A 23,319-nucleotide genomic window follows, 5' to 3' on the forward strand; every position below is an offset into this window, starting at 1 on the left:
CTGCGGAAAATCCATGTCGGGACCGGATGCCATGACCAAGCCAATGCTGATGCAGGAACGCGGCTTGCCGGCCCAGATCGCCGCCGAGATCGGCCGCCGCATCACGCGCGGCGACCTCAAGCCGGGCGACATGCTGCCGAAGGAGCTGGAGCTTCTGTCGAGCCTCCAGGTCAGCCGCACGACCCTGCGCGAGGCGCTGAAGATCCTGTCGACCAAGGGGTTCATCGAGGCCAAGCCGCGCATGGGCACACGGGTTTTGCCGGCCGACCGGTGGAACACGCTCGACCCCACCGTGCTGTCATGGCAGGACGATTCCGAAAGCAGCGAGACGCTGGCCGAGGAACTGTTCGAGATTCGCCTGTCCATCGAGCCGATGGCTGCCGGGCTGGCGGCGCGCCGTTCGACGGCTGCCGATCGGGCAGGCATTCGCCGCGCCTTCGAGGCGATGTCGCGCCAGTATGACGACGAGCGGCAGTCGGTGGAGGCCGACATTGCCTTCCACCTCCAGATCATCCAGGCCGCCCACAACCGCTTCCTGCTGCCGGTTTCATCGGTGATCCGAGCCGCACTGACCGTCAGTATCCCCAAGACGATGCGCACCTTCGGTGGCATCGGCCACTCCCTGTCGATGCACGAGGCGATTGCCATCGCCATCGAGGCCAAGGACGAGGCCGGTGCCGAGGAAGCTTCGCGCAAGCTGATCCAGGACACCTACCAGCGCAATTTCAGGAAGGGCTGAGGCTGCGGAGAGCCGAATTGGTCTGTTCCGGCTGCGGGCGGGGCCTTCGCGACGTCCATACCCAGCACTGATCGCCCACGGCAACGGACGAACTTGGTTGCACGGGCCAGCGCGCTGTCTTCTGACAGTCATGCATTGACGGTTCTTGGCGATGGATTGGTGGCGGGTTGCCAGGTGCGAATGGTCGGAGTGGAGAGATTCGAACTCCCGACCCTCTGGTCCCAAACCAGATGCGCTACCAGACTGCGCTACACTCCGAAATCACATTTCGACGCCGTGCCTAGTGGCTTCCGCTCGACATGGCAAGGGCAAAAAAGCGGAAACCGGCTTTCGCCTTGCAGCAATGACGATTGCGCAGTAAATGACGGTCGCATCTGGACGTCCGCGCACGCTGCGGACTCACAAGTGAGGGAATTATGTCCGCGCGAATTTTCAGCCCCGCCAAGACCGCAATGCAGTCGGGCAAAGCCAAGACCGGGCACTGGGTGCTCGAATTCGACGCCGAGAAGCCGAAGAAGATCGACCCGCTGATGGGCTACACCAGCTCAGGCGACATGAAGAGCCAGATCCGCCTGACCTTCGAGACCCGCGAAGAGGCCGTCGCCTATGCCGAGCGCGAAGGCATCGCCTTCCGTGTTCAGGAGCCGAAGGAAGCCAAGCGCCGGCAGATTTCTTACTCGGACAATTTCCGGTATGACCGCAGGACGCCCTGGACGCACTGACGTTCCCAGGCATTGCCATGCCGGCCCGACGGTGGCCGGCCAGCGGTCCCGTAGCTCAGCTGGATAGAGCACCGGCCTTCTAAGCCGATGGTCACAGGTTCGAATCCTGTCGGGATCGCCATCTTATCTTTCAGGTCTAGATCATGCTTGGGGACAAGGCTTCGAAACTTGTTTCGCGAATGGGCCTTGGTCACACTTCTAGCATTCATCGCAGCAGGCCGGGATGCGTTCGCCGTTCTGCGGAACCGCGATCAGAAGCGATGGTGCAGCCCGACAGATATTGTGTGGGTCCGGAACCTGAATGAGGTATCCAGATCATTCGAAAATACCGGAAAAGCGGGATTGGTGACAACGGACGACGTGCTCACCTTACCGTAGTCGGCATAGAGATACTCGACCCTGGCGGTCCATCGGTCGTTCAGTGCGTATTCGCCGCCCGAGCCCAATACGAAACCCAACACGGTGTCGTCGCTTGCGCTGTGGCCAGCCGCGCCTGCGCCCAAGAAGTCATCGGCAAACGTAGCGTCCAGCTTGATGCGCGTAACCGCAGCGCCGCCCGTCACGTAGCCAAGCCATCGATCCTGTGCCAGGCCCAACCGAGCACGTACCGTTGCCTGCCAATCAGCCGTGGCTGACAGCCTGTGGGTGAACTGTCCGTCCGGGTTCGAAAGATAAACAGCGCCGGACGAGCGAGAGCCATCAAAGCTCAAACTATTCGCACTGCCCTCGACCGCCAGGTAGAGATTGTCCCATTGCTGTCCATAGCCGGCGAATACGCCGCCAGTGGCTCTCCATTGCGAAAGGGGACCGGCCACAGTCGCGGCAATCTGCTCGGGATCGGGAGAGGTAAAGTAGGATCCGACAAAGCCGTCCGAGGTCGTGGCTTCGACCTTTCCAGAGCCGCCGACCCCGCCAATGCTGGCTCCAAGGTACACGCCCGACCAGTCATGAGCGGTGAGATCCTGCGCTTGGGCGCCGGTCGCCAAAGCTAGAACACAGAAGATTCCGAAGCCCGTACGGCAGTGAAAGCGCATGTCACCCTATCAACAGTTCGCCCACGCAATTAGGCCGCGCGCGTGTGTTCCAGGTACTACCTTGAGCTTTCCGTCCGACGCAATGCTTCATTTTACTGTGAGCCAACCTGCCGGAATGGCCATCTTACCATCGCCGGTCATTTTCGAAAAATAATCGATGCCGACCAGTTGATTTCCACTGATAGGAAAGTAAACTTCCTACTGTGCAGGACGACCTGCGCCTCGATACACACCAAGGGACGGCCCTTCTCTTACGCTGACGAGAGTAAGGAGGCCGTCGCGTATCATTCGGAAGCGGTTCTGACGCTTGGGTGTGTGTCCAATGCCTCGCACGCCGTGGCATTTTTCTGACGTCTGAGCGTCCATCACTCCGTCGAATGACCATGAATAGAGCTGTGGCTGGCCGAGTCATCGCGCCGAGCAAGCCATTGGTCGTTTCAGGTGTCCGCTGCCGCCCTGGGGAGGAGCTGTTCGACCATCGCGCCATGCGCCTGATGGAGGGGCTGACTGTTGTCTGCCGCCCATGGAAACAGAATTGTAGGGGAACATATGAATAACGAACTAACTGCACTAACGACGATTTTCACTGAGTTTTACTACTGGGTCACGGTCGTCATGATGTTTCTCATTCATGCCGGTCTGCTCGCCTATGAATTCGGCGTCACCCGTCCCAAAAATCTCAACCAGACCCTGGTCCGCCACACGATGAGCCTGGCGCTGGTGACGGTCACCTGGTTCCTGTTTGCCTGGTGGATCTACTGGGCGTTCAACAACGGGCCGTTTCTCTTCGGCGGCGTCATATCCAATGCGGCAACGGCTGCGGCACTGCCTTGGGCAGAGCAGATGGGCCCCAATTTCCAGGACAACATACAGGGCGTGTTCTGGGCGGCATTCCTGCTGTTTTCCTGGGTGATGAGCGCCATCCTGTCCGGCGTGGCGATTGAACGGGTGAGAACCGGCGCCTTCATGATCCTGTCCGTCCTTGTCGGATCGGTCACCTGGATCTGGCACGCCTCCTGGGGCTGGAACGCCACCGGCTGGACGACGCAGTTGCTCGGCTATCACGATGCTTACGCATCGGGCGTCATCCACGCCATCGCCGGCGGCGCCTGCCTGGCGCTGACGATCGTGCTGGGACCCCGCATCGGCAAGTTTGGTCCGAACGGCGAGGTCCGCGAGATCAAGCCGCACAACTCCTTCCTCTCGGTTCTTGGCCTGTTCATCATCTACACGGGCTTCTGGGGCTTCTATGCGGCCTGCAACATTCCGATCGTCGATGTGAGCCGCGACGCCGAAACCGTCCGGTTCGCGGCGACGACCATCTATGGAACGCCCACCACGCTCTCGGCCATCACCTTCAACTTCCTGATGTCGCTCGCCGGTGGTCTGATGGCGGCTTATGTGGTCAGCCGCGGCGATCCGTTCTGGACGCTGTCCGGGGGCCTTGCCGGCATCATCGCTGCCTCGGCGGGCAATGATCTCTACCACCCGCTGGTGGCGATGTTCATCGGCGCATCGGGCGCGGCGATCGCGTTCAAGCTTCACCATTATGTCGAGCGCCGTTTCCGCATCGACGATCCTGTCGGGGCCATTGCGGTTCACGGCTATGCGGGCGTTTGGGGGCTCATCGTATGCGGCTTTGTCCTGTGGGGCTATCCCGCCGCACCGGCCGCACCCGATGTGCAGAACTGGGCAGGATCTGTCGGTTGGCTCGGCACGACGCCGGCGGGAGACCCGGCGATCAACCCCATCGGCATGATCATCGGTGCGATTCTCACCTTCGGGGTGTTCGGCTTTCTTGCCACCTGGGTCGTGGCCAAGGTGCTGCAGCGCATGGGCATCCTGCGCGAACCGTTTGAAGTCGAACTGGCAGGTGCCGACACCTGGCACAATCGGGACATCTATCCCTATGGCGCCGGTGTGGTCACCGAGTTCGAAGCCCTGGAGCGCAACGAGGCTGCGCGCTCATGACCGTCAACAACGTGGAGGAGACATAATCTATGGAACCCGGACTGACTGATTGGACCAATCTCGACACCATCGGTGCCTTCTACCCCTTCCAGGGCTTCGAATGGCTGCTGGTGGCAGGCGCGGTATGCTTCTGGGTCTGGTGGCACTACCGCTGCATCGTTGATGAGGACCGGGAGATGCGGGAAGCGGCGGACTACTACCGCCGTTGCGGTATCGCGCGCTGCATCTCGGCAGACGGCAAGCCGAGACGGCCGTCCGAAACGGTCTGAGCAAGCGATGCGCCCAGCGGGATTCTCCGCTGGGCGCATGCCGCGCGACCAACGCCGGTCAGCTTGTGCGCTGCCCCGGGGGGAGGCGCGCTCCGTTCAATCCAACTTTTGGCCAGTCGCCCATGCCTCGGGGCAATAAGGCTGCGCATTCCAGACAGCGGAAGGTGCCAGGATGAGTACGTCAATGCCGCCGCACCAGTACCCTGGTTCAGGCAATGGATCCGGCGAGAATCCGCTTGAACTGGCAATCGGGATACAGGTGCGTGCCTGCCGCACGCGGCTTGGCATGACGGCGGCCGATCTCGCGCGCGCTTCGCGCATTTCCGTCGGTATGATGTCGAAAATCGAGAACGGAGTGATTTCCGCGTCGTTGGCCACGCTCCAGGCGCTGTCGCGTGCGCTCGACGTCCCTCTCACCACGTTCCTGCGAGGTCGAGAATACGAGGGCAACGCCATCTTCGTTCCGGCCGGGGCCGAAACTGCGTTTGAAATGGGTGAGGCCCGCGCTGCCCAGCGCTACAAACTGCTCGGGTACTTTGGCACTCATGCGAGCAGTCCGACGGTCGAAACCTACCTCTTCACCTTGGACAAGGAGACAGACGCCTTTCCACCGCTCGAACATTTCGGAATGGAGTTCTTGTACCTGTTGGAGGGTGAAATGACCTACCGGATCGGTTCGATGCGATATCTCATGGGACCCGGTGACAGCCTGTCCTTCGCAGGGCACACACCGCACGGGCCTGAACAATTGATCAGGCTCCCGGTTCGTTTTCTGTCCACGATTTCGTATCTGTAGGGCGCGGGCCCCATCAGGACAATGATCGTTCACTTTCCCCAATGTCCGTTTTCAGCGATTGGGGCGCAACCGGTCGGGCACGCCGTCATGGTCGCCGAGGACGCGCTGAGGCGCGTCGTCCCACCAGTCGTTGCGCATCGCCTTGCGCTCGGGATTGACGGGATAGACGATGCGGTTTTCGGCCTTGTTGGTTTCGCCGACAACCAGCAGCCGCACGTCGGTTTCGGTGTTGTAGAGGAAGCTGTGCGCCAGCCCCGTGCCTGCCGGGAAGCCGACGGAATCGCCGGGCTTCAGCCGATGCAGCTTGCCGTCGAGCCAGACGTCGGGTTCGCCCTCCAGCACGTGGACGAACTCCTCCTCCAGGCTTTCGGCATGGGGGAAAGACGTGCGCCGGCCCGGCGGCAACCGCATGTGGTGCATGCCGAGCCGCTGCAGGCCGAAATACACAGCAAGTGGCGCGCCGAGAGCCCGCAATTCGTCAGTGCCGGAAAACGTCTCGCCGTCGGGGCGCTCGACTTCGGTCCAGTGGGCGATCTCGGCGGGGCGGTCGGACGTGGTCATGTTGTTCCTCGCGGAAACTCAATCTGTCCTTGTCGCGGCATGCCTCAGGCTGTCGATCTGTGTCGATGGGACGAAAGCCTGGATGCCTTACTCCGCCGCGTTTGCCGCTTTCAGCCCGGCCGCGATATCTTCCTTGAGGTCGGCGATGTCTTCAAGCCCGATCTGCAGGCGGATGATCGGACCCTCATAGGGACCCTTGGCCACATGGCGGTCGCTGACGTTGACCGGCACCGCCAGGCTTTCGAAACCGCCCCAGGAATAGCCCAGGCCGAAGATCTCGAGCGCATCGAGGAAGGCGTGGGCCTTCTTCTGGCCGCCGCCCGACAGCACCACCGAGAAGATGCCGCTCGAGCCGCCGAAGTCGCGCTTGAACAGCTGGTGGTCGGGGTGGCTTTCGAGGCCCGGATGGAGCACGCGAGAGACGCCCGGCTGGCTTTCCAGCCAGCGCGCTATGTCGAGTGCGCTCTTTTCGTGGTGGGCGAGGCGGACGCCCATGGTGCGCAGGCCGCGCAGCACCTGGTAGACGTCGTCCGGGCCGGCGCAGCAGCCGAGGGTGAAGAAGGCCTCGCTGAGCCGTGGCCAGCAGTCGGCGTTGGCCGAAACCGTGCCGCTCAGCACGTCGGAATGGCCGGCGGGATATTTGGTCGCCGCATGGATGGTGACGTCGACGCCGAAGTCGAGCGCCTTGAAATAGAGCGGCGTGGCCCAGGTGTTGTCCATCATGACGATCGCGCCGGCGGCATGCGCCGCTTTGACGATGGCCGGGATGTCCTGGATCTCGAATGTGTTCGATGCAGGCGACTCGGTGAACACGACCTTGGTGTTCGGCTTGATGAGTGCTGCGATGCCAGCGCCGACATGCGGATCGTAATAGTCGACCTCGACGCCGAGCCGCTTGAGCATGGTGTCGGCGAAATGGCGCGTCGGGTGATAGACGGAATCGGTGATCAGGATGTGGTCGCCCGACGAGAGAAAGCCGAGCAGGGGGATGGTGACTGCCGCCAGCCCCGATGGCACGGCGATGGTGCCGGTCGAGCCTTCCAGTTCGTCGATGGCCGCGCAAAGGGCGTCCGTCGTCGGCGTTCCACGGGTGCCATATGTGTATTTTTGAGCACGCGCCGCCATCGTTGCGGCGTTGGGATACAGAACCGTCGACGCGTGGACGACCGGCGGATTGACAAAGCCATGAAAGCCGTGTGGATCGTGCCCGGAATGCGCGAGCCGCGTGTTGACGCCTTTGATCCTGCCGTTGTCTCGAGTCATGAATCCGCACCCTTTCAGCGAAGACGCCAGCCATAGTGCGCCGACCGGGCCGGCGCAACCGCCGCGCCCCGCCGTTCGGCTGGGCCAGATCTGGCCGGCTGGCCATTTCGGGCGCCTCGCGGAAACGGTGTCGGTTTCCTGGCGCCGCATCTGGCGCAATCCCATCGGGGTGCACGAGCGGGTTTGGACGCGCGAACTGACATGGCTGGCGGCAGGCGGTGCGGTGATTGTCCTGCTGCTGTTTACGGTCGACGCCCGGGTGATGGACTTCATGCTGTCCAACCGCGGCCGGTTGACAGGCTGGCTTGCGGAGGCGAGCCAGGCGGGCAAGTCGGAATGGTATCTGGTGCCGGCGCTGCTGGTCTATCTGGTGACGGCCACGGCGGACTGGAGAAATTCAGGCTATCGCGTCAGGGCCCGGCTCGTTTCCTGGTTCGGGCAGGCGGCGTTCCTGTTCGGCGCGGTCGCCATTACCGGCATCGCCGTCAATGTGGTGAAGATCGTCATCGGCCGCGCGCGTCCCTCGATGTTCGGCGAGTTTGGTGCCTATCATTTCGACCCGTTTGTGGTGAGCAAGTATTTCTCGAGCTTTCCGTCGGGGCATTCGACGACGCTCGGCGCTCTTGCCGCGGTGCTGATGATCTGGTCTCCGCGCCAGTGGCTGCCGATCGGTGTCGTCTGCCTTGTGCTGTCGGCCTTTCGCGTTCCGGCCATTGCCCACTATCCCTCCGATGTCCTCGCGGGATTTCTGTTCGCTTTCGTGCTGACGGTGGTCATGGCGCGCTTTCTGGCCGCCCGGCGTGTCGGCTTCCGGCCGAGGCCTGGAAAGATGCTGCCGGCAGCGATGGGGATGCGCCAAGGCAGGCTTCCTGTCGCAGGAGCGTAGAACAAGGCGTCCAATGCGCTTTGAAGCTTAGCGGCGAGGCCGGACTAATACTAAAGGTGCAGCCGGTGTCGGCAGGCCTTTATTGCTTGACCTAACAAGAATTATCGCCTTCGATGGCATTTGTGAACCGGACTGCAGCAAAGCGCACCGGCAAGGTGCGCAATCCGGATATGGGCCGGATAGGGGATGCTGAGTTCACACATTAAAAAGACAGGCAACAGCCTGGAAAAAACAGAAAAGGGTTCGTGGGTCATGAAATACATCATTTCAGGCATTCTCGGGGCTGCTGCGCTCGGCCTCATGGCGACTGCCGCTTCGGCCGGCACGCTCGAGGACGTCAAGGCTAAGGGGTTTCTGCAATGCGGCGTCAGCACCGGCCTGGCCGGTTTTTCGGCGCCGAACGACAAGGGTGACTGGCAGGGTCTCGACGTCGACTTCTGCCGCGCCGTGGCTGCCGCGATCTTTGGTGACGGCACCAAGGTCAAGTTCACGCCGCTTTCGGCCAAGGAGCGCTTCACGGCACTTCAGTCGGGCGAAATCGACATGCTGTCGCGCAACACCACCTGGACCATCAATCGCGATACCGCACTTGGCCTGAACTTCGTCGGCGTCACCTACTATGACGGCCAGGGCTTCATGATCAACGCCAAGAAGCTGCCGGGCGTGAATTCCGCGCTCCAGCTGTCGGGCGCCGCCGTCTGCGTGCAGACCGGCACGACGACCGAGCTCAACCTCGCCGACTACTTCAAGGCGAACAAGATGGAGTACAGCCCGGTCGTCTTCGAGAAGCTGGAAGAGGTCGACGCTGCCTATGACGCCGGCCGTTGCGACGTCTACACCACCGACCAGTCGGGGCTCTATGGCATTCGCCTGAAGCTGAGCTCGCCGGACGATCACGTCGTGCTGCCCGAGATCATCTCCAAGGAGCCGCTCGGACCTGCCGTGCGCCAGGGCGACGACAAGTGGTACCACATCGTCAAGTGGGTCTATTTCGGCCTGCTGACCGCCGAGGAACTGGGCATCACCCAGGCCAATGTCGAGGAGATGAAGGCATCGGGCAATCCCGAGATCAAGCGCGTCCTCGGCACTGAGGCAGACACCAAGATCGGTACCGATCTCGGCCTCGGCAACGACTGGGTCGTCAACATCGTCAAGGCCGTGGGCAACTACGGCGAAGTCTTCGAACGCAATGTCGGCCAGGGCAGCCCGCTTAAGATCGCCCGTGGCATCAATGCGCTCTGGACCAAGGGTGGACTGCAGTACGCGCCGCCCATCCGCTGATCCGAAGTCTCGTCCGGAAGGCAGGTCGTCTGCCTTCCGGTTACTCTTTCAGAGGGACTTCAGATGGCTACGCAGGACATTCCCCAAGACGTAGGGGGCGGCCGCGCGTCGCTTTTCTACGATCCGAAGGTGCGCGGCATCTTCTTCCAGATCCTGGTGGTCGTAGCGCTTGTAGCGTTCGTCTACTGGATCATCGGCAACACGGTCGAAAACCTCAAGCGCGCCAACATCGCCTCGGGTTTCGCCTTTCTCAACGGTCGGGCCGGCTTTGACGTCAGCGATACGCTGATCGCCTTCGATTCGGATTCGACCTATCGGCGCGCTTTGCTTGTCGGCTTCATCAACACCTTGGTCGTCGCCGCGGCCGGAATCGTCACCGCTTCGATTCTCGGCTTCCTGATCGGCATCGGCCGGCTGTCGCACAACTGGCTGATCCGCAAGATCTGCACGGTCTACGTCGAGCTGTTCCGCAACATTCCGCCGTTGCTCGTCATCTTCTTCTGGTACTTCGGCGTGCTTTCGGTGCTGCCGCTGCCGAAGGAGAGCATCGAATTGCCCTTCGGCTCCTTCCTCAACAGCCGTGGCTTCTATTTCCCGAAGATGGTCTGGGGCGAGGGGTCGATGCTGGTCCCGGTGGCGCTGCTGCTCGGCATTGCCATGTCCTGGTTCGTCGCACGGCGGGCCAAGCAGAGGCAAATGGCCACTGGCGCGACATTTCCCGTGTTCTGGACGTCGGTGGCGCTGATCATCGGCCTGCCTTTCCTGGCGCTGGTCGCGACCGGCTTTCCGTTGAGCTTCGACTTCCCGCAGAAGTCGACCTTCAATCTGACCGGCGGCCTGCAGATCAAGCCGGAGTTCCTGTCGCTGTATCTCGCCCTTTCGTTCTATACGGCTGCCTTCATCGCCGAGATCGTCCGGGCCGGCATTCGCGGCGTCAGCAGCGGGCAGAGCGAGGCGTCCGCCGCACTCGGCCTGAGGTCCGCGCAGGCGCTCAGGCTGGTGGTGGTGCCGCAGGCGCTGCGCATCGTCATTCCGCCGTTGACCAGCCAGTTCCTCAACCTGACCAAGAACTCGTCGCTGGCGATCGCCATCGGCTACCCGGACCTGGTCGCGGTCGGGGGCACGGTGCTCAACCAGACCGGCCAGGCCATCGAGATCGTTGTCATCTGGATGGTTGTCTATCTCGGTCTCAGCTTGATCACGTCAGCCTTCATGAACTGGTTCAACGCCAAGATGGCGCTGGTGGAAAGGTAGGGGCGGGCATGTCGCAAGATATCGGATACGTCCGTACCGAAATGGCGCTGCCGCAGCCGGCGCCACTTCGCGAGCGCGGGCCGCTGGCCTGGATGCGCAAGAACCTGTTCGCCAACCCGTTTGATTCGGCGTTGACGATCGTGGGGCTTGTCATCGTGGCGATGATCCTGCCGCCGCTGTTCAACTGGGCCATCGTCAATGCCCAGTGGACCGGCACCGATCGAACTTTCTGCGCTACCGTGGCGCAGGGCGGCATCCAGCCCGACGGCTGGTCGGGCGCCTGCTGGGCGTTCGTCAAGGCGAAGTTCGGCCAGTTCATGTTCGGCCGCTATCCCCTCGACGAGCGTTGGCGCGTCATCCTGGTGGCAATCATGTTCGTGGCCCTGCTGGTGCCGCTGCTGATTCCACGCGTCCCGCGCAAGGGGCTCAACGCCGTCCTGTTCTTCCTGGTGCTTCCGGTCGTTTCTTACTTCCTGCTGATCGGTGGCGTGTTTGGGTTGCCGCATGTCGAGACCCCGCTCTGGGGCGGCCTGCTGGTGACGCTCACGCTGTCCTTCGTCGGCATCGTGGTCTCGCTGCCCGTTGGCATCCTGCTTGCGCTCGGACGGCGTTCCAAGATGCCGGTGGTTAAGATGCTCTGCGTCATCTTCATCGAGACGGTGCGCGGCGTGCCACTGATCACGGTGCTGTTCATGGCCAGCGTCATGCTACCGCTGTTCCTGCCGGCCGGTGTCAGCTTCGACAAGTTCCTGCGGGCGCTGATCGGCGTGTCGCTATTTGCTTCTGCCTACATGGCCGAGGTGGTGCGCGGTGGCCTGCAGGCGATACCGAAGGGGCAATATGAAGGCGCAGACTCGCTCGGTCTCAGCTACTGGCAGAAGATGGGGCTGATCGTGCTGCCGCAGGCGTTGAAGCTGGTCATTCCCGGCATCGTCAACACCTTCATCGGCATGTTCAAGGACACCAGCCTGGTCTACATCATCTCGATGTTCGACCTGCTCGGCGTGGTGCGCCAGAACTTCTCCGATGCGGCCTGGGCTTCTCCGCAGACGCCGGCTTCGGGCCTGGTCTTCGCAGCGCTCGTCTTCTGGATTTTCTGTTTCGGTATGTCGCGCTATTCTATTTTCATGGAACGACGGCTCGACACCGGGCATAAGCGATAACGAACAACATAAGGGAACGGCCCATGGCCATCGAAAACGCAGTCAGCGCCGACGAGATCAAGGTTGATCGGGCGAAGATGCATATCTCGGACACCGATGTCGCCATCGACATCGTCGGCATGCACAAGTGGTATGGCGAATTCAACGTGCTCAAGGACATCAACCTCAGGGTCATGCGCGGCGAGCGCATCGTCATCTGCGGCCCGTCCGGCTCGGGCAAGTCGACCATGATCCGCTGCATCAACCGGCTGGAGGAACACCAGAAGGGCAAGATCATCGTCGACGGCAAGGAACTGACCAACGATCTCAAGAAGATCGACGAGGTCCGCCGTGAAGTCGGCATGGTGTTCCAGCACTTCAACCTGTTCCCGCACCTGACCATCCTGGAGAACTGCACGCTGGCGCCGATCTGGGTGCGCAAGACGCCGAAGAAGCAGGCCGAAGAGCAGGCGATGCACTTCCTGCGCCGGGTCAAAATCCCCGAGCAGGCCAACAAGTATCCGGGCCAGCTTTCGGGCGGCCAGCAGCAGCGCGTGGCGATCGCGCGCTCGCTGTGCATGAACCCGCGCATCATGCTGTTCGACGAGCCGACCTCGGCGCTCGATCCGGAAATGATCAAGGAAGTGCTGGAGACCATGGTCGGCCTCGCCGAAGAGGGCATGACCATGCTGTGCGTGACCCACGAGATGGGCTTTGCCCGCAAGGTCGCCAACCGGGTGATCTTCATGGACCAGGGCCAGATCGTCGAGGAGAACACGCCGGGCGAGTTCTTCGACAATCCCCGCCACGAGCGCACCAAGCTCTTCCTCAGCCAGATACTGCACTAGGTTCGGCTGGAATATTTCGAGAAGCCCGGTCGCATTTCGGCCGGGCTTTTTGTTGGAGCCGTCGAAACAGCAGCAGGAATGCCAAGCCGTTGCGAAGAGCCTTCCGTCTCCTGGGCGTGTTTCTCTTGCTGGTCGCCGTTGGTGTGGCGCTCGGTACCGTGGTGCCGAGGCCGCTGTTCGGCGGCGCGGCGGCAGGCGGTGCAACCCCGCGCCACATTCTCGTTTTCACCAATCCGATCCACACCGACATCGCCGTACCGATCGACGAAGGGGTGCTGGAAAGGTTCGGCTTCCTGGTGGAGGAAGGAATCCAGGCCGGCCTGCCGGGCGCGCGCTATCTGGTGTTCGGCTGGGGCAGCAAGGCCTTCTATATCGGTACGCCGACATGGTCGGAGCTGAAGCCCGGGCCTGTGCTTGCGGCGCTGACGCTCGACAGCTCGGTGATGCATGTCGATCTCGCCGGCGATGTCGCCCTGCCGCAACCGACGGTTAGCAGGTTCGACGTCAGCGAGGCCGGGTTTGCCTCGATGCTCGACTTCATCGAGCGCAGTTTCGTGCGGAGCGCCACGGGCGTTCAGCGCATTCCCGGTGTCGCCTATGGTGCCTATGACGGTTTCTTCGACGCCAATGGCAAGTTCAATGCGCTCGCCGGCTGCAACACCTGGACTGCGGCTGCGTTGCGGCAGGCAGGCCTGACGACAGGGTGGTGGAATCCGCTGCCTGTGACGCTGAACTGGTCGCTTGGCCTCTACAACCGGCCGTCGTCGGTCCAGCCGGGCGGGGTCCAGCCGTAAAGCCAGTCCATGTCGGCTGCGAGGCTTTCCGGCGATTTGAACTTGAGGAACATGTTGCGCCCGAGCGCGACCGGTCCGCTGGCGTGCCAGGCGAGGCGGTTGAGCGCGCCGCGTCGCGCCACTTTCCGCACGCGCGGTTTCCGCAACGTCTCCCACTGCGACAGGCCATCGGCGGTGTTCTTGGCGGCGGCAATCGCGTCGGCCAGCGTAAAGGCGTCCTCGATCGCCATCGCCGCGCCCTGTGCCGCGAAGGGCGTCATCGCATGAGCGGCATCGCCAATGAGTGCGATGCCGCTCGGCGCTGTCCATGGCCGAGACTGATCGACGGCATGCAGCGGCCAGACCGTCCATGGCCCGGCATCCTCGATCAGCCTGGAGAGCCCGGGAGCAGTGCCGCGCATCGCGCGTTTCAACGCACCGGCGTCGGTCTCCCCCGACCACTGCTCGGCAATTGAATTGCCCGGCGTGAATGCGGCGAGGTTGATCGCAGTCCCGGCGCGGATCGGATAGGCGACCAGGTGGAAGCCTGAATGAAGATAGGTCGTCACCATGGCCGGCGAACTTAGCGAGGCAAAATGCCGGCCGACGTCGCCATCGGCGGAAAGCGTCGTGCGCCAGGCCAACTCGCCGGTGAAGCGGCTCTTTTCGTTGGGACCGACCAGGCGCCGGCTCGTCGACCAGACGCCATCTGCCGCAACCAGCAGCGCGGCTTGCTCGTGGGAGACGATGCCCGCTTGCGTGAGGGTTATCCTGTTGCCGCCGGACTGCGCCTCGACCCCGCTGACCGTGGCGTCCGTCAAGACCTCGATCAACGGGCTTTCCGTCGCGCGAGCAAGCAGCGCACTCTGCAGGTCGGCGCGATGGGCGACGAGGTAGGGAGCCTTCCAGCGGCGTTCTGCGGCTGCCCCCAGCGGAACGCGTGCCCGTTCGCTCAGCGTTGCCGCATCGCGCAACACGACCGCTTCCGGACGCACGGTCGACGGGCTGACCAGGTCGAGAACACCGAGACGGTCGAGGATGCGGGTCGCGTTGGGGGAGAGTTGCAGGCCGGCGCCGACCTCCTCGAGCACCGGCGAGCGTTCGAAGACGCGAACGCCGAAGCCATGCCTTGCAAAGGCGATGGCTGCAGTGAGCCCGGCAATGCCGGCTCCAGCGACCACGATCCGCCGCGATGGCATGACCGCGGCTTGCGGGTCAGGCTGCGCGGTCGACCACGTAGAGGCAACCTTGCGGTAGCGTCTCTGTGGCCTTCAGCTTGGACGAGTAGCGATAGAGCGTCGAGCAGTAGGGGCAGACCTTCTCGGCATCCGCACCCATGTCGAGGAAGACATGCGGATGGTCGAAGGGCGGGTTGGCGCCGACGCACATGAATTCCTTCACGCCGATTTCGATCACGGCATGTCCAGCATCGTTCTGGAAGTGGGGGATGGAGCCGCCGGCCATGGTGTTTTTCCCTTCTGAGGAACTGCGCGCATGAATGCCAAGACGTCTTCGGCGCGTCCACAGGGCGCGCGACGCCGTTATTCGACAGCGTTTGTATCATAAGCGACGGGTTTGCAAGATGCTGAAATGAAACTGTCGCAATTGCCTGTCAGAGGATAAGTTGAGCCGGATAAGCGGCGGAACGCGGCAGTGGGGAAGGTTTGCATATGAATCAGTTGAAGCCGGTCCATACCGATTTCGTCAATGACAAGTCGCCGACCGGCGCAGTCGACGGCAATCCCGACCGCTTCGTCAATCGGGAATTCTCCTGGTTGCAGTTCAACCGGCGCGTGCTCGAACAGTCGCAAAATCCGAACCACCCGCTGCTGGAGCGCGTTCGCTTCCTGTCGATCTCGGCCGGCAATCTCGACGAGTTCTTCATGGTTCGCGTCGCCGGCCTTGCCGGCCAGGTGCGCGAAGGCATCACCGTCCGCAGTGCCGATGGCCGCACCCCCGAGCAGCAACTCAATCAACTTCTGCTCGAGGTCGAGCGTCTCCAGGAAGACCAGCAGAAGAGCCTGTCGAGCCTGATGGAACTGCTCAAGCTCGAAGGCATCGAAAGCATCGCCGCAGCCGACCTCGGCAAGGACGAAAAGAAGTGGCTGGAGGACCACTTCATGGAGCAGATCTTTCCGGTCTTGACGCCGCTGTCGATCGATCCGGCGCATCCGTTCCCGTTCATTCCCAATCTTGGTTTCTCGATCGCGCTCCAGTTGCGCCATCGCAAGAGCGGCGAGGAGATGACGGCGCTGCTGCGCCTGCCGGTGGCGCTCAAGCGCTACATCCGCCTGCCGGATCGCAAGCGCACGGTTCGCTTCATTCCGATCGAGGAAACGGTCAACCTGTTCATCGGCAAGCTCTTCCCCGGCTACGAGGTCAAGGGATCGGGCACGTTCCAGATCATTCGAGACAGCGATATCGAGGTCGAGGAAGAATCCGAGGATCTGGTTCGGCTGTTCGAGACTGCACTCAAGCGCCGCCGCCGCGGTTCGGTCATCCGTATCGAGTTCGACAGCCAGATGCCGTCCGAACTTCGCGACTTCGTCGCCGGCGAACTGGGCGTGTCGGCGAGCCGAGTCAGCGTCCTCAGCGGCCCGCTGGCAATCAGCCAGATCTCCGAAATCGTCGCCGTTCCGCGCGACGACCTCAAGTTCCCGCCCTTCAATCCACGTTTCCCCGAGCGTATCCGCGAGCATCGCGGCGACTGTTTCGCGGCCATCCGGGAAAAGGACTTCGTCGTCCACCACCCGTACGAATCCTTCGACGTGGTGGTGCAGTTCCTGCGTCAGGCGGCGATCGACCCCGAGGTGGTGGCGATCAAGCAGACGCTCTACCGCACGTCGAACGACAGCCCGATCGTGCGCGCCCTGGTCGACGCTGCCGAGGCGGGAAAGTCGGTGACGGCACTTGTCGAGCTCAAGGCTCGCTTCGACGAGGAGGCGAATATCCGCTGGGCGCGCGATCTCGAGCGCGCTGGCGTACAGGTCGTGTTTGGCTTCCTGGAGCTCAAGACGCACGCCAAGATGTCGTTGGTGGTGCGCCGTGAGGACGGCCGCCTGCGCAACTACGTTCATCTCGGCACCGGCAACTACCACCCGATCACCGCGCGCATCTACACCGACCTGTCGTTCTTCACCACCGATTCGGCGATCGCGCGCGACGTGGCTCAGATCTTCAATTTCATCACCGGCTACGCCGAGCCGGCGGACGAGATGTGCATCGCGTTGTCGCCCTATACGCTGCGCAGCCGCATCCTCAAGCACATTGCCGACGAGGTCGAGCATGCCCGCGCCGGCCGGCCCGCGCAGATCTGGATGAAGATGAACTCGCTCGTCGATCCTGACGTGATCGATGCGCTCTATGATGCCAGCCGAAGCGGCGTCGAGATCGATCTCGTGGTGCGCGGCATCTGTTGCCTGAGGCCGCAGGTGCCCGGACTGTCGGAGAACATCCGCGTTCGTTCGATCGTCGGCCGCTTCCTCGAGCACAGCCGCATCTACTGCTTCGGCAACGGCCATGGCCTGCCTTCGGACGAGGCTGTGGTCTACATCAGCTCGGCCGATCTGATGCCGCGCAACCTCGACCGCCGTGTCGAATGCATGGTCCCGATTGCCACGCATTCCACTGTCCACGAGCAGGTGCTTGGCCAGGTGATGCTGGGAAATATCATGGACAACCAGCAAAGTTTCGAAGTATTGGCGGATGGTACCTCGCGTCGGGTGACACTGGACGAGGGCGAAGAGCCATTCAACGCGCAGGAATATTTCATGACCAATCCGAGCCTGTCCGGACGGGGTGACGCGCTGAAGTCCCATGCTCCCAAACGCATTGCGCAATTCAAACGTCGCAAGAAGGCGGAGGCTGCGGCCAGCTGATGGCCGAGCTTTCGCAGGGCCGGCTCAAGGACCGCCGACCGCTGTCGATCATCGATATCGGCTCGAACTCCATACGTCTCGTCGTCTATGAGGGCCTGGCGCGCTCGCCGACGCTGTTGTTCAACGAAAAGATGCTCGCCGGCCTCGGTCGCGGCATCGTTTCGACCGGCAAGCTCGATCCTGAGGGCGTGACCCGCTCGATGGAGGAGTTCAGGCGCTTTCGCGCGCTGTCCGAGCAGGCAGGCGCGGAGAAGATGTATGTGCTGGCGACCGCCGCCGCCCGCGAGGCCGTCAACGGCCCGGATTTCATCGAGCGTGCGGAGCGCGTGCTCGGTACCGAGATCCAGGTGCTCACAGGCCGCGAGGAAGCGCACTTCTCGGCCATGGGCGTCATGTCGGCATTCCATGCCGCTGATGGCATCGCCGGCGATCTTGGCGGCGGCAGTCTCGAACTGGTCGATGTCAGGGGCGAGGACATCGGCGACGGCATCACGCTCCCGCTCGGCGGACTGCGTCTCCAGGACATGGCCAAGGGTTCGCCCGTCATGGCGGCCAAGATCGCCCGCACCGAGATGATGCGCGCCAAGTTGCTCAAGGGCGGGCAGGGCAGGACGTTCTATGCCGTCGGCGGCACCTGGCGAAACCTCGCCCGGCTGCACATGGGCGTGACCAACTATCCGCTGGAAGTCATGCATCACTACCAGCTCGACCCGACCAGTATGATCCCGTTCCTCAAGCAGGTGGCGCGCGGCGACGTCGAAAAGCTCAAGGGCATCGAGGGCGTGTCGAAGAACCGCCGCTCCTTGCTGCCTTACGGTGCCGTGGTGCTTCTGGAAATCATCGCCGCGATGGAGCCGTCCAAGATCGTCGTTTCGGCGCTGGGTGTCCGCGAGGGCTTTCTGTTTTCGCTGCTCGATGAGGAAGAACGCCGCTCCGACCCACTGATCTCGGCCGCCGAAGAACTGGCGGTGCTGCGCGCGCGTTCGGTGCGCCATGCCCGTGAGCTGACCGAGTGGACCAAGCAGGCCTTTGCCGCTTTCGGCATCGAAGAGACCGAGGAGGAAGCGCGGTATCGCCATGCCGCCTGCCTGCTCGCCGACATTGGCTGGCGCGCCCATCCCGAATACCGGGGACGCCAATCGCTCAACATCATCGCCCACGCGTCGTTCATCGGCGTCGACCATCCCGGCCGGGCATTTCTGGCCCTGGCAAATCTGTTCCGGCATGACGGCGTCTTCAACGACAGCTTCGCGCCCGAGCTGAAGGAACTGGCGACGCCGCGCTATCTCGAACGCGCCCGCATCCTCGGTGCGATGATGCGCGTGGTCTATCTGCTCTCGGCCTCGATGCCGGGCGTCATGCCCAAGCTGCGCTGGGAAGACAGGGGCGGGGGCGTGTTGGCACTCGTCATCCCCGCGGAATTCGGTCAGCTTTATGGCGAACGTCCGGCCGGCCGCCTCGCACAGCTCGCCAAGGTCACTGGCCGCAAGCTGGTGCTGGCGGTCGAGGATGGGCCGAGTACGCCGGTCAAATAGCCTGGCGTTGAAGCATGCGATCGAGCGAGATCGCCCCGGCGCCTGCGACCGACAACGCCAGCAATCCGCCCGCCGTGGCGATGTCCTTCATCAGCGCCTGCTGGTGCATGAAAAGCATGGCCGGGTCGCCGCCGCCTTGGCCGTAGTGGCCGACGAAACCCGCCGATAGCGCGAACGCAGCGAGCAGAGGTGCTGCAATGCGCGTCTGGAAGCCGATCAGGACCAGCGCGCCGCCGACCAGCTCGAACAGGCCGACACCCAATGCGACAAGTGTCGGCAGGGGAAAGCCAAGTCCGGCAAAGTAGCTGGCGGCACCGGCGACATTGGACAAGGTGCTGATGCCCGCCGGCACGAAAAGTGCAGCGATCAACAGCCTCGCAAGCAGCAACGACACGTTTCCGAGCATTGGCGCACTCTCGATGGTCCGCCGACAATGCGCCCGCATGTTCGCAAAGTCATCACATCGCGCCGCCACGCAATTTGCGCACAAAAAAGCCCGGGACGAGCCCGGGCCATTCCTTGGGAGGAATTCTTGAAACTTACTTGCGGCGGGCGTCGATCGACAGCGCGCCGGCGCCAAAGGCTGCGAGCACGAACAGGCCGCCGGCGATTGCCAGGTTCTTCTGCAGGAACATGACCTGGACCTGGTCAGCGAAGTCGGTGTGGGCGATGGCGGTTGCGGCCAGCGTGAAGACGCCGAGCAGGATGGCGGCGATGCGGGTCTGGAAGCCGACCAGGATGGCGATGCCACCGACCAGCTCGAGCAGGCCGACGACGACGGTCGTGACGGTCGGTACCGGCAGGCCGATGCTGGCGAACCAGCCGGCAGTGCCGGAAATGGCGGTCAGCTTGGCAAAGCCGGCGAGGATGAAGATGACCGAGAGCAGGACGCGGCCTGCGAGGATGAGGGCCGAGGCGTTGCCGCTGACGGCCTTTTCGGAAGCGATGGAAGCGTTGGACATGGGGTGGGGCTCCGTTGAAACTCGATGCCCCACACCTATGCGATTTCGACTGTTCACTAAAGGTGCGAAAGTGTCGACAGATCGTTCACGATCGGAACGATTTTGCTTTCTCGCCTCAGCCCGGCCGGGTCATGTCCTCCGGACGGACGATGCGATCGTAGTCCTCGGCGCTGACGAGGCCGGTAGCGAGCGCCTCCTCGCGCAACGTGGTGCCGTTCTTGTGCGCGGTCTTGGCGATCTTGGCGGCGTTGTCGTAGCCGATGGTCGGTGCGAGCGCGGTCACCAGCATCAGCGAACGGTCGAGGGCGGCCTTGATGTTGTCCTCGCGCGCCTCGATGCCGACGACGCAGTTGTCGGTGAACGACACCGCCGCGTCGGCCATCAGCTGAACCGACTGCAGGAAGTTGTAGGCCATGACGGGATTGTAGACGTTGAGCTCGAAATGGCCCTGGCTGCCGGCGAAGGTCAGCGCCGCATTGTTGCCGAACACCTGCACGCAGACCTGGGTCAACGCTTCGCACTGGGTCGGATTGACCTTGCCCGGCATGATCGACGAGCCCGGCTCGTTCTCTGGCAGTGCCAGTTCGCCGAGACCCGAGCGCGGGCCCGAGCCGAGGAAGCGGATGTCGTTGGCGATCTTGAACAGCGAGGCGGCTGCCGCATTGATGGCGCCGTGCGAGAAGACCATCGAGTCATGCGCCGCAAGCGCCTCGAACTTGTTAGGCGCGGTGACGAAGGGCAGGCCGGTGATGGCGGCGATCTGCTCGGCCACCTTCTCGGCGAAGCCGATCGGCGCGTTGAGGCCGGTGCCGACGGCAGTGCCGCCCTGGGCCAGTTCCTGCAGGCCCGGCAAGGTCAGTTCGATGCGCTTGATTGACGAAGCGACCTGCGCCGCATAGCCGCCGAACTCCTGGCCCAGCGTCAGCGGTGTCGCATCCTGGGTATGGGTGCGGCCGATCTTGATGATGTGGTCGAATTCGCGCGCCTTCTTGTCGAGGGCGGCATGCAGGTGCTTCAGCGCCGGCAACAGGTCGTGGACGATGCGCTCGGCGCAGGCGATGTGCATGGCCGTCGGATAGGTGTCGTTCGACGACTGGCTCATGTTGACGTGGTCGTTGGGATGGACCGGCTTCTTCGAGCCCATCTCGCCGCCCAGCATTTCGATGGCGCGGTTGGAGATCACCTCGTTGGCGTTCATGTTCGACTGGGTGCCCGAACCGGTCTGCCAGACGACGAGCGGGAAGTGGTCGTTGAGCTTGCCGTCGATGACTTCCTGGGCGGCGGCGACCACGGTGTTGCCGACCTTGGGGTCGAGGCGGCCCAGCGCCATGTTCGCCTCGGCGCAGGCGCGCTTGACGATGCCGAGCGCGCGCACGACCGACAGCGGCTGCTTTTCCCAGCCGATCTTGAAATTGCCCAGAGAGCGTTGCGCCTGCGCGCCCCAATAGCGGTCGGAAGCGACCTCGATCGGTCCGAATGTGTCGGTCTCGGTTCTGGTCTTCTGGGCTGTCACGATCAGGTCTCCGAAAATGTCGTTGCGGGCATCGGCCTATCGCGTTGCACCCAAGGCATCAAGCGGAGATTGGGCCGCCCGGGAAAGCTAATCGGTTCAAAGGCCGAGGCCTCGGTTTTAAGGTAGAACAGGAGGGCGGTTTGCCACCCCGGTTGGGCCAAATGCGCTGTCAGTACGGGTGGGCACGCCCTTCGCATCCAACGCTGGTCGGGTAGCGCAAGAGGGCTTTTGTTTCTTTTGCCCGCGGTCAAATTGCTGCCTGCCGCCAATGCGGCTAAGCTCTTCGCTTTATTGCGCAAGCTTGCCGGGGGATGGCGTGCGAATTCTGAATGCTGCTCTTGCGCTTGCCTGCGCTTCGCTGTCGGCCGCTTGTGTCGGCAACGATGTCGGCCCCATCAACGAGCTTATGTCCACCGTTGGCCGCTCTTCCGCAGAGTTCATTCCCGAGGCCTCCGATGACGGTTCGACCGTCGTCGGCCTTGCGTTTTCCGGCGGCGGAACCAGGGCCGCCGCTTTTGCCTATGGCGTGCTGCGTGAACTCGACGAGATGGTCGTCGACCTTCAGCCAGAAAGACGAACCCTGGTCGACGACATCAGGATGATCTCGGGCGCGTCGGGCGGCGCGGTAACGGCGACCTATTTCGGCTACAAGGGCAGGGACGGCTACGGCGACTTCCGAGAGCGGTTTCTCGTCAAGGACGCCGAGGCCTATCTGCGCACCAGTATTTCGCCGTTCAACCTGGCTCGCGCCTACGGTGGCGGCGTCAACGACCGCCACGGCTTCCCGCGCTGGCTCGACGACAACCTGTTCGACGGGGCGACGTTCGCTGCTCTCGACCGGACGGATGCGCCGGTGGTGTGGATCAATGCCTCGGACATCTTCAATCGCACGCCGTTCCTGTTCACTTATGACACCTTTGCCGCGCTTTGCAGCGACCTTGAAAAGGTCCGCTTGTCGGACGCGGTTGCGGCATCGGCGGCGGTGCCGGTGGTCTTTGCCCCGCTCGTGGTGGCGGCAACGAACCCGGACTGCAACTACACCCAGCCCGAATGGCTGTCCAAGGCGCTCGATACGCCCGGCGCTTCGCTGCGCCTGCGGTCCTATGCCCGCGCGCTCCAGAGCTATCAGAAGGCCGACGACCTCGATTATGTGAAGCTCCTCGACGGTGGCCTGACCGACAATATCGGCGTAACCGGCTTCACCATCGAGCGCCTGTCGGCGCAGACGCCTTATGGGCCGTTGTCTCCGGCGGATGCGGTGAAACTGCGCACCTTCATGTTCGTGGTGGCCGATGCCGGCCAGTCGACCACGGTCACATGGGGCGAGACGGTCAGCGGGCCGAGCGTCGGGCCCTTGCTCGATGCCGCGGCAGGCACGACCATCTCGTCATTGGTTCGCAACGAATTCGACGCGCTCAAGCTCGCGACCGACAATTGGAAAGACGAACTGGTGCGCTACCGCTGCGGCCTGTCGCTGTCGCAAGTGCGCACGCTTCGCGGCGACCTGACGGGCTGGAATTGCCGGGACGTCGAGCTGGTGATCGAGCTGGTTTCGTTTCACGACGTCGACGCCGGGATGCGCGCAAGGCTGAATCAGGTTCCGACTCGCCTGAAACTGCCGGTCGCCGAAGTTGACCTGACGGTCGAAGCCGGCAGGCTGGCGCTGCGAAACAATCTCAACATCGCCAGGGCCGCGGCCGAAATCCGCCGTCGTGCAGGCGTTCCGGGCCAAGTGGCTGCCGCGGCGGAATAGGGCGCACACGATTAGGGCGCACGTAAGAGAACGCCTCCCGCACCTGTTGAAGTGCTGGAGGCGTCCTATTTGTCCTTTGGTTTTCCTTCAGGATTGCTCCATCCGGACGTGCCTCGGACAAGGGCAAAACGTCGACAGG

The 23,319-nt window shown here is 62.9% G+C and carries 22 protein-coding genes and 2 tRNA genes; 15 read left to right on the plus strand and 9 right to left on the minus strand.

What is annotated here, in order from left to right; genetic code table 11:
* Nucleotides 1-13: 13 nt before the first annotated feature.
* Complete coding sequence (locus tag ASC75_RS19300; RefSeq protein WP_055978806.1) at nt 14-739, plus strand: FadR/GntR family transcriptional regulator; 726 nt, start codon at nt 14-16, stop codon at nt 737-739.
* Between the two features lie 181 nt (nt 740-920).
* Here ASC75_RS19300 and ASC75_RS19305 read toward each other — a convergent pair.
* Nucleotides 921-997, minus strand: a tRNA-Pro gene (locus ASC75_RS19305).
* Nucleotides 998-1,155: 158 nt separating this feature from the next.
* Between ASC75_RS19305 and ASC75_RS19310 the strand changes: the two genes are divergently transcribed.
* Together ASC75_RS19310 and ASC75_RS19315 are read left to right on the plus strand one after the other, a co-directional pair.
* Nucleotides 1,156-1,461 (plus strand): ETC complex I subunit, encoded by a 306-nt coding sequence (locus ASC75_RS19310; RefSeq protein ID WP_055978808.1) that lies wholly within the window; start codon nt 1,156-1,158, stop codon nt 1,459-1,461.
* Nucleotides 1,462-1,505: 44 nt separating this feature from the next.
* Nucleotides 1,506-1,582, plus strand: a tRNA-Arg gene (locus tag ASC75_RS19315).
* 130 nt (nt 1,583-1,712) lie between these two features.
* Here ASC75_RS19315 and ASC75_RS19320 read toward each other — a convergent pair.
* Complete coding sequence (locus ASC75_RS19320; protein WP_082496667.1) at nt 1,713-2,495, minus strand: outer membrane beta-barrel protein; 783 nt, start codon at nt 2,493-2,495, stop codon at nt 1,713-1,715.
* A 549-nt stretch (nt 2,496-3,044) separates the two neighbouring features.
* Between ASC75_RS19320 and ASC75_RS19325 the strand changes: the two genes are divergently transcribed.
* The 3 genes from ASC75_RS19325 (at nt 3,045) to ASC75_RS19335 (ending at nt 5,531) form a co-directional block, all read left to right on the plus strand.
* The gene (locus ASC75_RS19325) at nt 3,045-4,466 is read left to right on the plus strand and encodes an ammonium transporter (protein ID WP_082496668.1); all 1,422 of its coding nucleotides are present in this window, start codon (nt 3,045-3,047) and stop codon (nt 4,464-4,466) included.
* A gap of 29 nt (nt 4,467-4,495) precedes the next feature.
* A complete protein-coding gene (locus ASC75_RS19330) occupies nt 4,496-4,735 on the plus strand; it encodes a hypothetical protein (protein WP_055978814.1) in 240 nt (79 codons plus the stop codon).
* 184 nt (nt 4,736-4,919) lie between these two features.
* Nucleotides 4,920-5,531: an XRE family transcriptional regulator gene (locus ASC75_RS19335; protein WP_162244943.1), complete on the plus strand. Its 612-nt coding sequence runs from the start codon at nt 4,920-4,922 to the stop codon at nt 5,529-5,531.
* A 51-nt stretch (nt 5,532-5,582) separates the two neighbouring features.
* On the opposite strand, the gene ASC75_RS19340 is transcribed toward ASC75_RS19335, so the two are convergent.
* Both ASC75_RS19340 and ASC75_RS19345 read right to left on the minus strand, forming a co-directional pair.
* Nucleotides 5,583-6,092, minus strand: coding sequence for a cupin domain-containing protein (locus ASC75_RS19340; protein ID WP_055978820.1), 510 nt, complete (start codon nt 6,090-6,092; stop codon nt 5,583-5,585).
* Nucleotides 6,093-6,179: 87 nt separating this feature from the next.
* On the minus strand, nt 6,180-7,355 hold the full coding sequence (locus ASC75_RS19345) for a cystathionine beta-lyase (protein ID WP_055978823.1): 1,176 nt from the start codon (nt 7,353-7,355) through the stop codon (nt 6,180-6,182).
* Between ASC75_RS19345 and ASC75_RS19350 the strand changes: the two genes are divergently transcribed.
* The 6 genes from ASC75_RS19350 (at nt 7,330) to ASC75_RS19375 (ending at nt 13,560) form a co-directional block, all read left to right on the plus strand.
* Entirely contained in the window at nt 7,330-8,241 is a 912-nt protein-coding gene (locus tag ASC75_RS19350; RefSeq protein ID WP_162244944.1) for a phosphatase PAP2 family protein, read from the plus strand. The two genes, ASC75_RS19345 and ASC75_RS19350, sit on opposite strands and share 26 nt — an antisense overlap.
* A 252-nt stretch (nt 8,242-8,493) precedes the next feature.
* Nucleotides 8,494-9,522 (plus strand): amino acid ABC transporter substrate-binding protein, encoded by a 1,029-nt coding sequence (locus tag ASC75_RS19355; protein WP_055979263.1) that lies wholly within the window; start codon nt 8,494-8,496, stop codon nt 9,520-9,522.
* Nucleotides 9,523-9,585: 63 nt separating this feature from the next.
* Nucleotides 9,586-10,776 (plus strand): amino acid ABC transporter permease, encoded by a 1,191-nt coding sequence (locus ASC75_RS19360; protein WP_055978829.1) that lies wholly within the window; start codon nt 9,586-9,588, stop codon nt 10,774-10,776.
* Nucleotides 10,777-10,784: 8 nt separating this feature from the next.
* Complete coding sequence (locus tag ASC75_RS19365) at nt 10,785-11,939, plus strand: amino acid ABC transporter permease (RefSeq protein WP_055978831.1); 1,155 nt, start codon at nt 10,785-10,787, stop codon at nt 11,937-11,939.
* A gap of 23 nt (nt 11,940-11,962) precedes the next feature.
* On the plus strand, nt 11,963-12,766 hold the full coding sequence (locus ASC75_RS19370) for an amino acid ABC transporter ATP-binding protein (protein WP_055978835.1): 804 nt from the start codon (nt 11,963-11,965) through the stop codon (nt 12,764-12,766).
* Nucleotides 12,767-12,855: 89 nt separating this feature from the next.
* Nucleotides 12,856-13,560, plus strand: coding sequence for a TIGR02117 family protein (locus ASC75_RS19375; RefSeq protein ID WP_055978838.1), 705 nt, complete (start codon nt 12,856-12,858; stop codon nt 13,558-13,560).
* Here the strand turns inward: ASC75_RS19375 and ASC75_RS19380 are convergent.
* Both ASC75_RS19380 and ASC75_RS19385 read right to left on the minus strand, forming a co-directional pair.
* The gene (locus ASC75_RS19380) at nt 13,515-14,738 is read right to left on the minus strand and encodes an FAD-dependent monooxygenase (RefSeq protein WP_055978840.1); all 1,224 of its coding nucleotides are present in this window, start codon (nt 14,736-14,738) and stop codon (nt 13,515-13,517) included. The two genes, ASC75_RS19375 and ASC75_RS19380, sit on opposite strands and share 46 nt — an antisense overlap.
* Nucleotides 14,739-14,754: 16 nt before the next feature.
* The gene (locus ASC75_RS19385; RefSeq protein ID WP_055978849.1) at nt 14,755-15,003 is read right to left on the minus strand and encodes a zinc-finger domain-containing protein; all 249 of its coding nucleotides are present in this window, start codon (nt 15,001-15,003) and stop codon (nt 14,755-14,757) included.
* 206 nt (nt 15,004-15,209) lie between these two features.
* Here ASC75_RS19385 and ASC75_RS19390 point away from each other — a divergent pair, with 206 nt between their 5' ends.
* Both ASC75_RS19390 and ppx read left to right on the plus strand, forming a co-directional pair.
* On the plus strand, nt 15,210-17,417 hold the full coding sequence (locus ASC75_RS19390) for an RNA degradosome polyphosphate kinase (protein WP_055978852.1): 2,208 nt from the start codon (nt 15,210-15,212) through the stop codon (nt 17,415-17,417).
* Complete coding sequence (ppx, locus tag ASC75_RS19395; protein WP_055978855.1) at nt 17,417-18,952, plus strand: exopolyphosphatase; 1,536 nt, start codon at nt 17,417-17,419, stop codon at nt 18,950-18,952. Before ASC75_RS19390 ends, ppx begins: the two co-directional genes overlap by 1 nt.
* On the opposite strand, the gene ASC75_RS19400 is transcribed toward ppx, so the two are convergent.
* The 3 genes from ASC75_RS19400 to fumC all read right to left on the minus strand — a co-directional run bounded on the left by ASC75_RS19400 (nt 18,945) and on the right by fumC (nt 21,427).
* Entirely contained in the window at nt 18,945-19,358 is a 414-nt protein-coding gene (locus ASC75_RS19400) for a DoxX family protein (protein ID WP_055978857.1), read from the minus strand. The genes ppx and ASC75_RS19400 overlap by 8 nt on opposite strands.
* Nucleotides 19,359-19,491: 133 nt before the next feature.
* Nucleotides 19,492-19,914, minus strand: a complete 423-nt coding sequence (locus ASC75_RS19405; protein WP_055978860.1) for a DoxX family protein — start codon at nt 19,912-19,914, stop codon at nt 19,492-19,494.
* Between the two features lie 115 nt (nt 19,915-20,029).
* The gene (fumC, locus tag ASC75_RS19410; protein WP_055978863.1) at nt 20,030-21,427 is read right to left on the minus strand and encodes a class II fumarate hydratase; all 1,398 of its coding nucleotides are present in this window, start codon (nt 21,425-21,427) and stop codon (nt 20,030-20,032) included.
* Nucleotides 21,428-21,833: 406 nt separating this feature from the next.
* Between fumC and ASC75_RS19415 the strand changes: the two genes are divergently transcribed.
* The gene (locus tag ASC75_RS19415; protein ID WP_244487891.1) at nt 21,834-23,180 is read left to right on the plus strand and encodes a patatin-like phospholipase family protein; all 1,347 of its coding nucleotides are present in this window, start codon (nt 21,834-21,836) and stop codon (nt 23,178-23,180) included.
* The last annotated feature ends 139 nt before the right edge of the window (nt 23,181-23,319 follow it).

This window comes from Aminobacter sp. DSM 101952, from assembly GCF_001424795.1.
Classification (GTDB): domain Bacteria; phylum Pseudomonadota; class Alphaproteobacteria; order Rhizobiales; family Rhizobiaceae; genus Aminobacter; species Aminobacter aganoensis.

Bases quoted from the DNA above. Each gene is read 5' to 3' on its own strand.
- ASC75_RS19345 (WP_055978823.1), bottom strand. From the start codon at position 7,355: ATGACTCGAGACAACGGCAGGATCAAAGGCGTCAACACGCGGCTCGCG.
- ASC75_RS19330 (WP_055978814.1), top strand. From the start codon at position 4,496: ATGGAACCCGGACTGACTGATTGGACCAATCTCGACACCATCGGTGCC.
- ASC75_RS19325 (WP_082496668.1), top strand. From the start codon at position 3,045: ATGAATAACGAACTAACTGCACTAACGACGATTTTCACTGAGTTTTAC.
- ASC75_RS19415 (WP_244487891.1), top strand. From the start codon at position 21,834: ATGTCCACCGTTGGCCGCTCTTCCGCAGAGTTCATTCCCGAGGCCTCC.
- ASC75_RS19390 (WP_055978852.1), top strand. From the start codon at position 15,210: ATGAATCAGTTGAAGCCGGTCCATACCGATTTCGTCAATGACAAGTCG.
- ASC75_RS19335 (WP_162244943.1), top strand. From the start codon at position 4,920: ATGCCGCCGCACCAGTACCCTGGTTCAGGCAATGGATCCGGCGAGAAT.
- ASC75_RS19365 (WP_055978831.1), top strand. From the start codon at position 10,785: ATGTCGCAAGATATCGGATACGTCCGTACCGAAATGGCGCTGCCGCAG.
- ASC75_RS19380 (WP_055978840.1), bottom strand. From the start codon at position 14,738: ATGCCATCGCGGCGGATCGTGGTCGCTGGAGCCGGCATTGCCGGGCTC.
- ASC75_RS19360 (WP_055978829.1), top strand. From the start codon at position 9,586: ATGGCTACGCAGGACATTCCCCAAGACGTAGGGGGCGGCCGCGCGTCG.
- ppx (WP_055978855.1), top strand. From the start codon at position 17,417: ATGGCCGAGCTTTCGCAGGGCCGGCTCAAGGACCGCCGACCGCTGTCG.
- ASC75_RS19405 (WP_055978860.1), bottom strand. From the start codon at position 19,914: ATGTCCAACGCTTCCATCGCTTCCGAAAAGGCCGTCAGCGGCAACGCC.
- ASC75_RS19370 (WP_055978835.1), top strand. From the start codon at position 11,963: ATGGCCATCGAAAACGCAGTCAGCGCCGACGAGATCAAGGTTGATCGG.
- ASC75_RS19340 (WP_055978820.1), bottom strand. From the start codon at position 6,092: ATGACCACGTCCGACCGCCCCGCCGAGATCGCCCACTGGACCGAAGTC.
- ASC75_RS19310 (WP_055978808.1), top strand. From the start codon at position 1,156: ATGTCCGCGCGAATTTTCAGCCCCGCCAAGACCGCAATGCAGTCGGGC.
- ASC75_RS19355 (WP_055979263.1), top strand. From the start codon at position 8,494: ATGAAATACATCATTTCAGGCATTCTCGGGGCTGCTGCGCTCGGCCTC.
- ASC75_RS19300 (WP_055978806.1), top strand. From the start codon at position 14: ATGTCGGGACCGGATGCCATGACCAAGCCAATGCTGATGCAGGAACGC.
- ASC75_RS19400 (WP_055978857.1), bottom strand. From the start codon at position 19,358: ATGCTCGGAAACGTGTCGTTGCTGCTTGCGAGGCTGTTGATCGCTGCA.
- ASC75_RS19320 (WP_082496667.1), bottom strand. From the start codon at position 2,495: ATGCGCTTTCACTGCCGTACGGGCTTCGGAATCTTCTGTGTTCTAGCT.
- ASC75_RS19385 (WP_055978849.1), bottom strand. From the start codon at position 15,003: ATGGCCGGCGGCTCCATCCCCCACTTCCAGAACGATGCTGGACATGCC.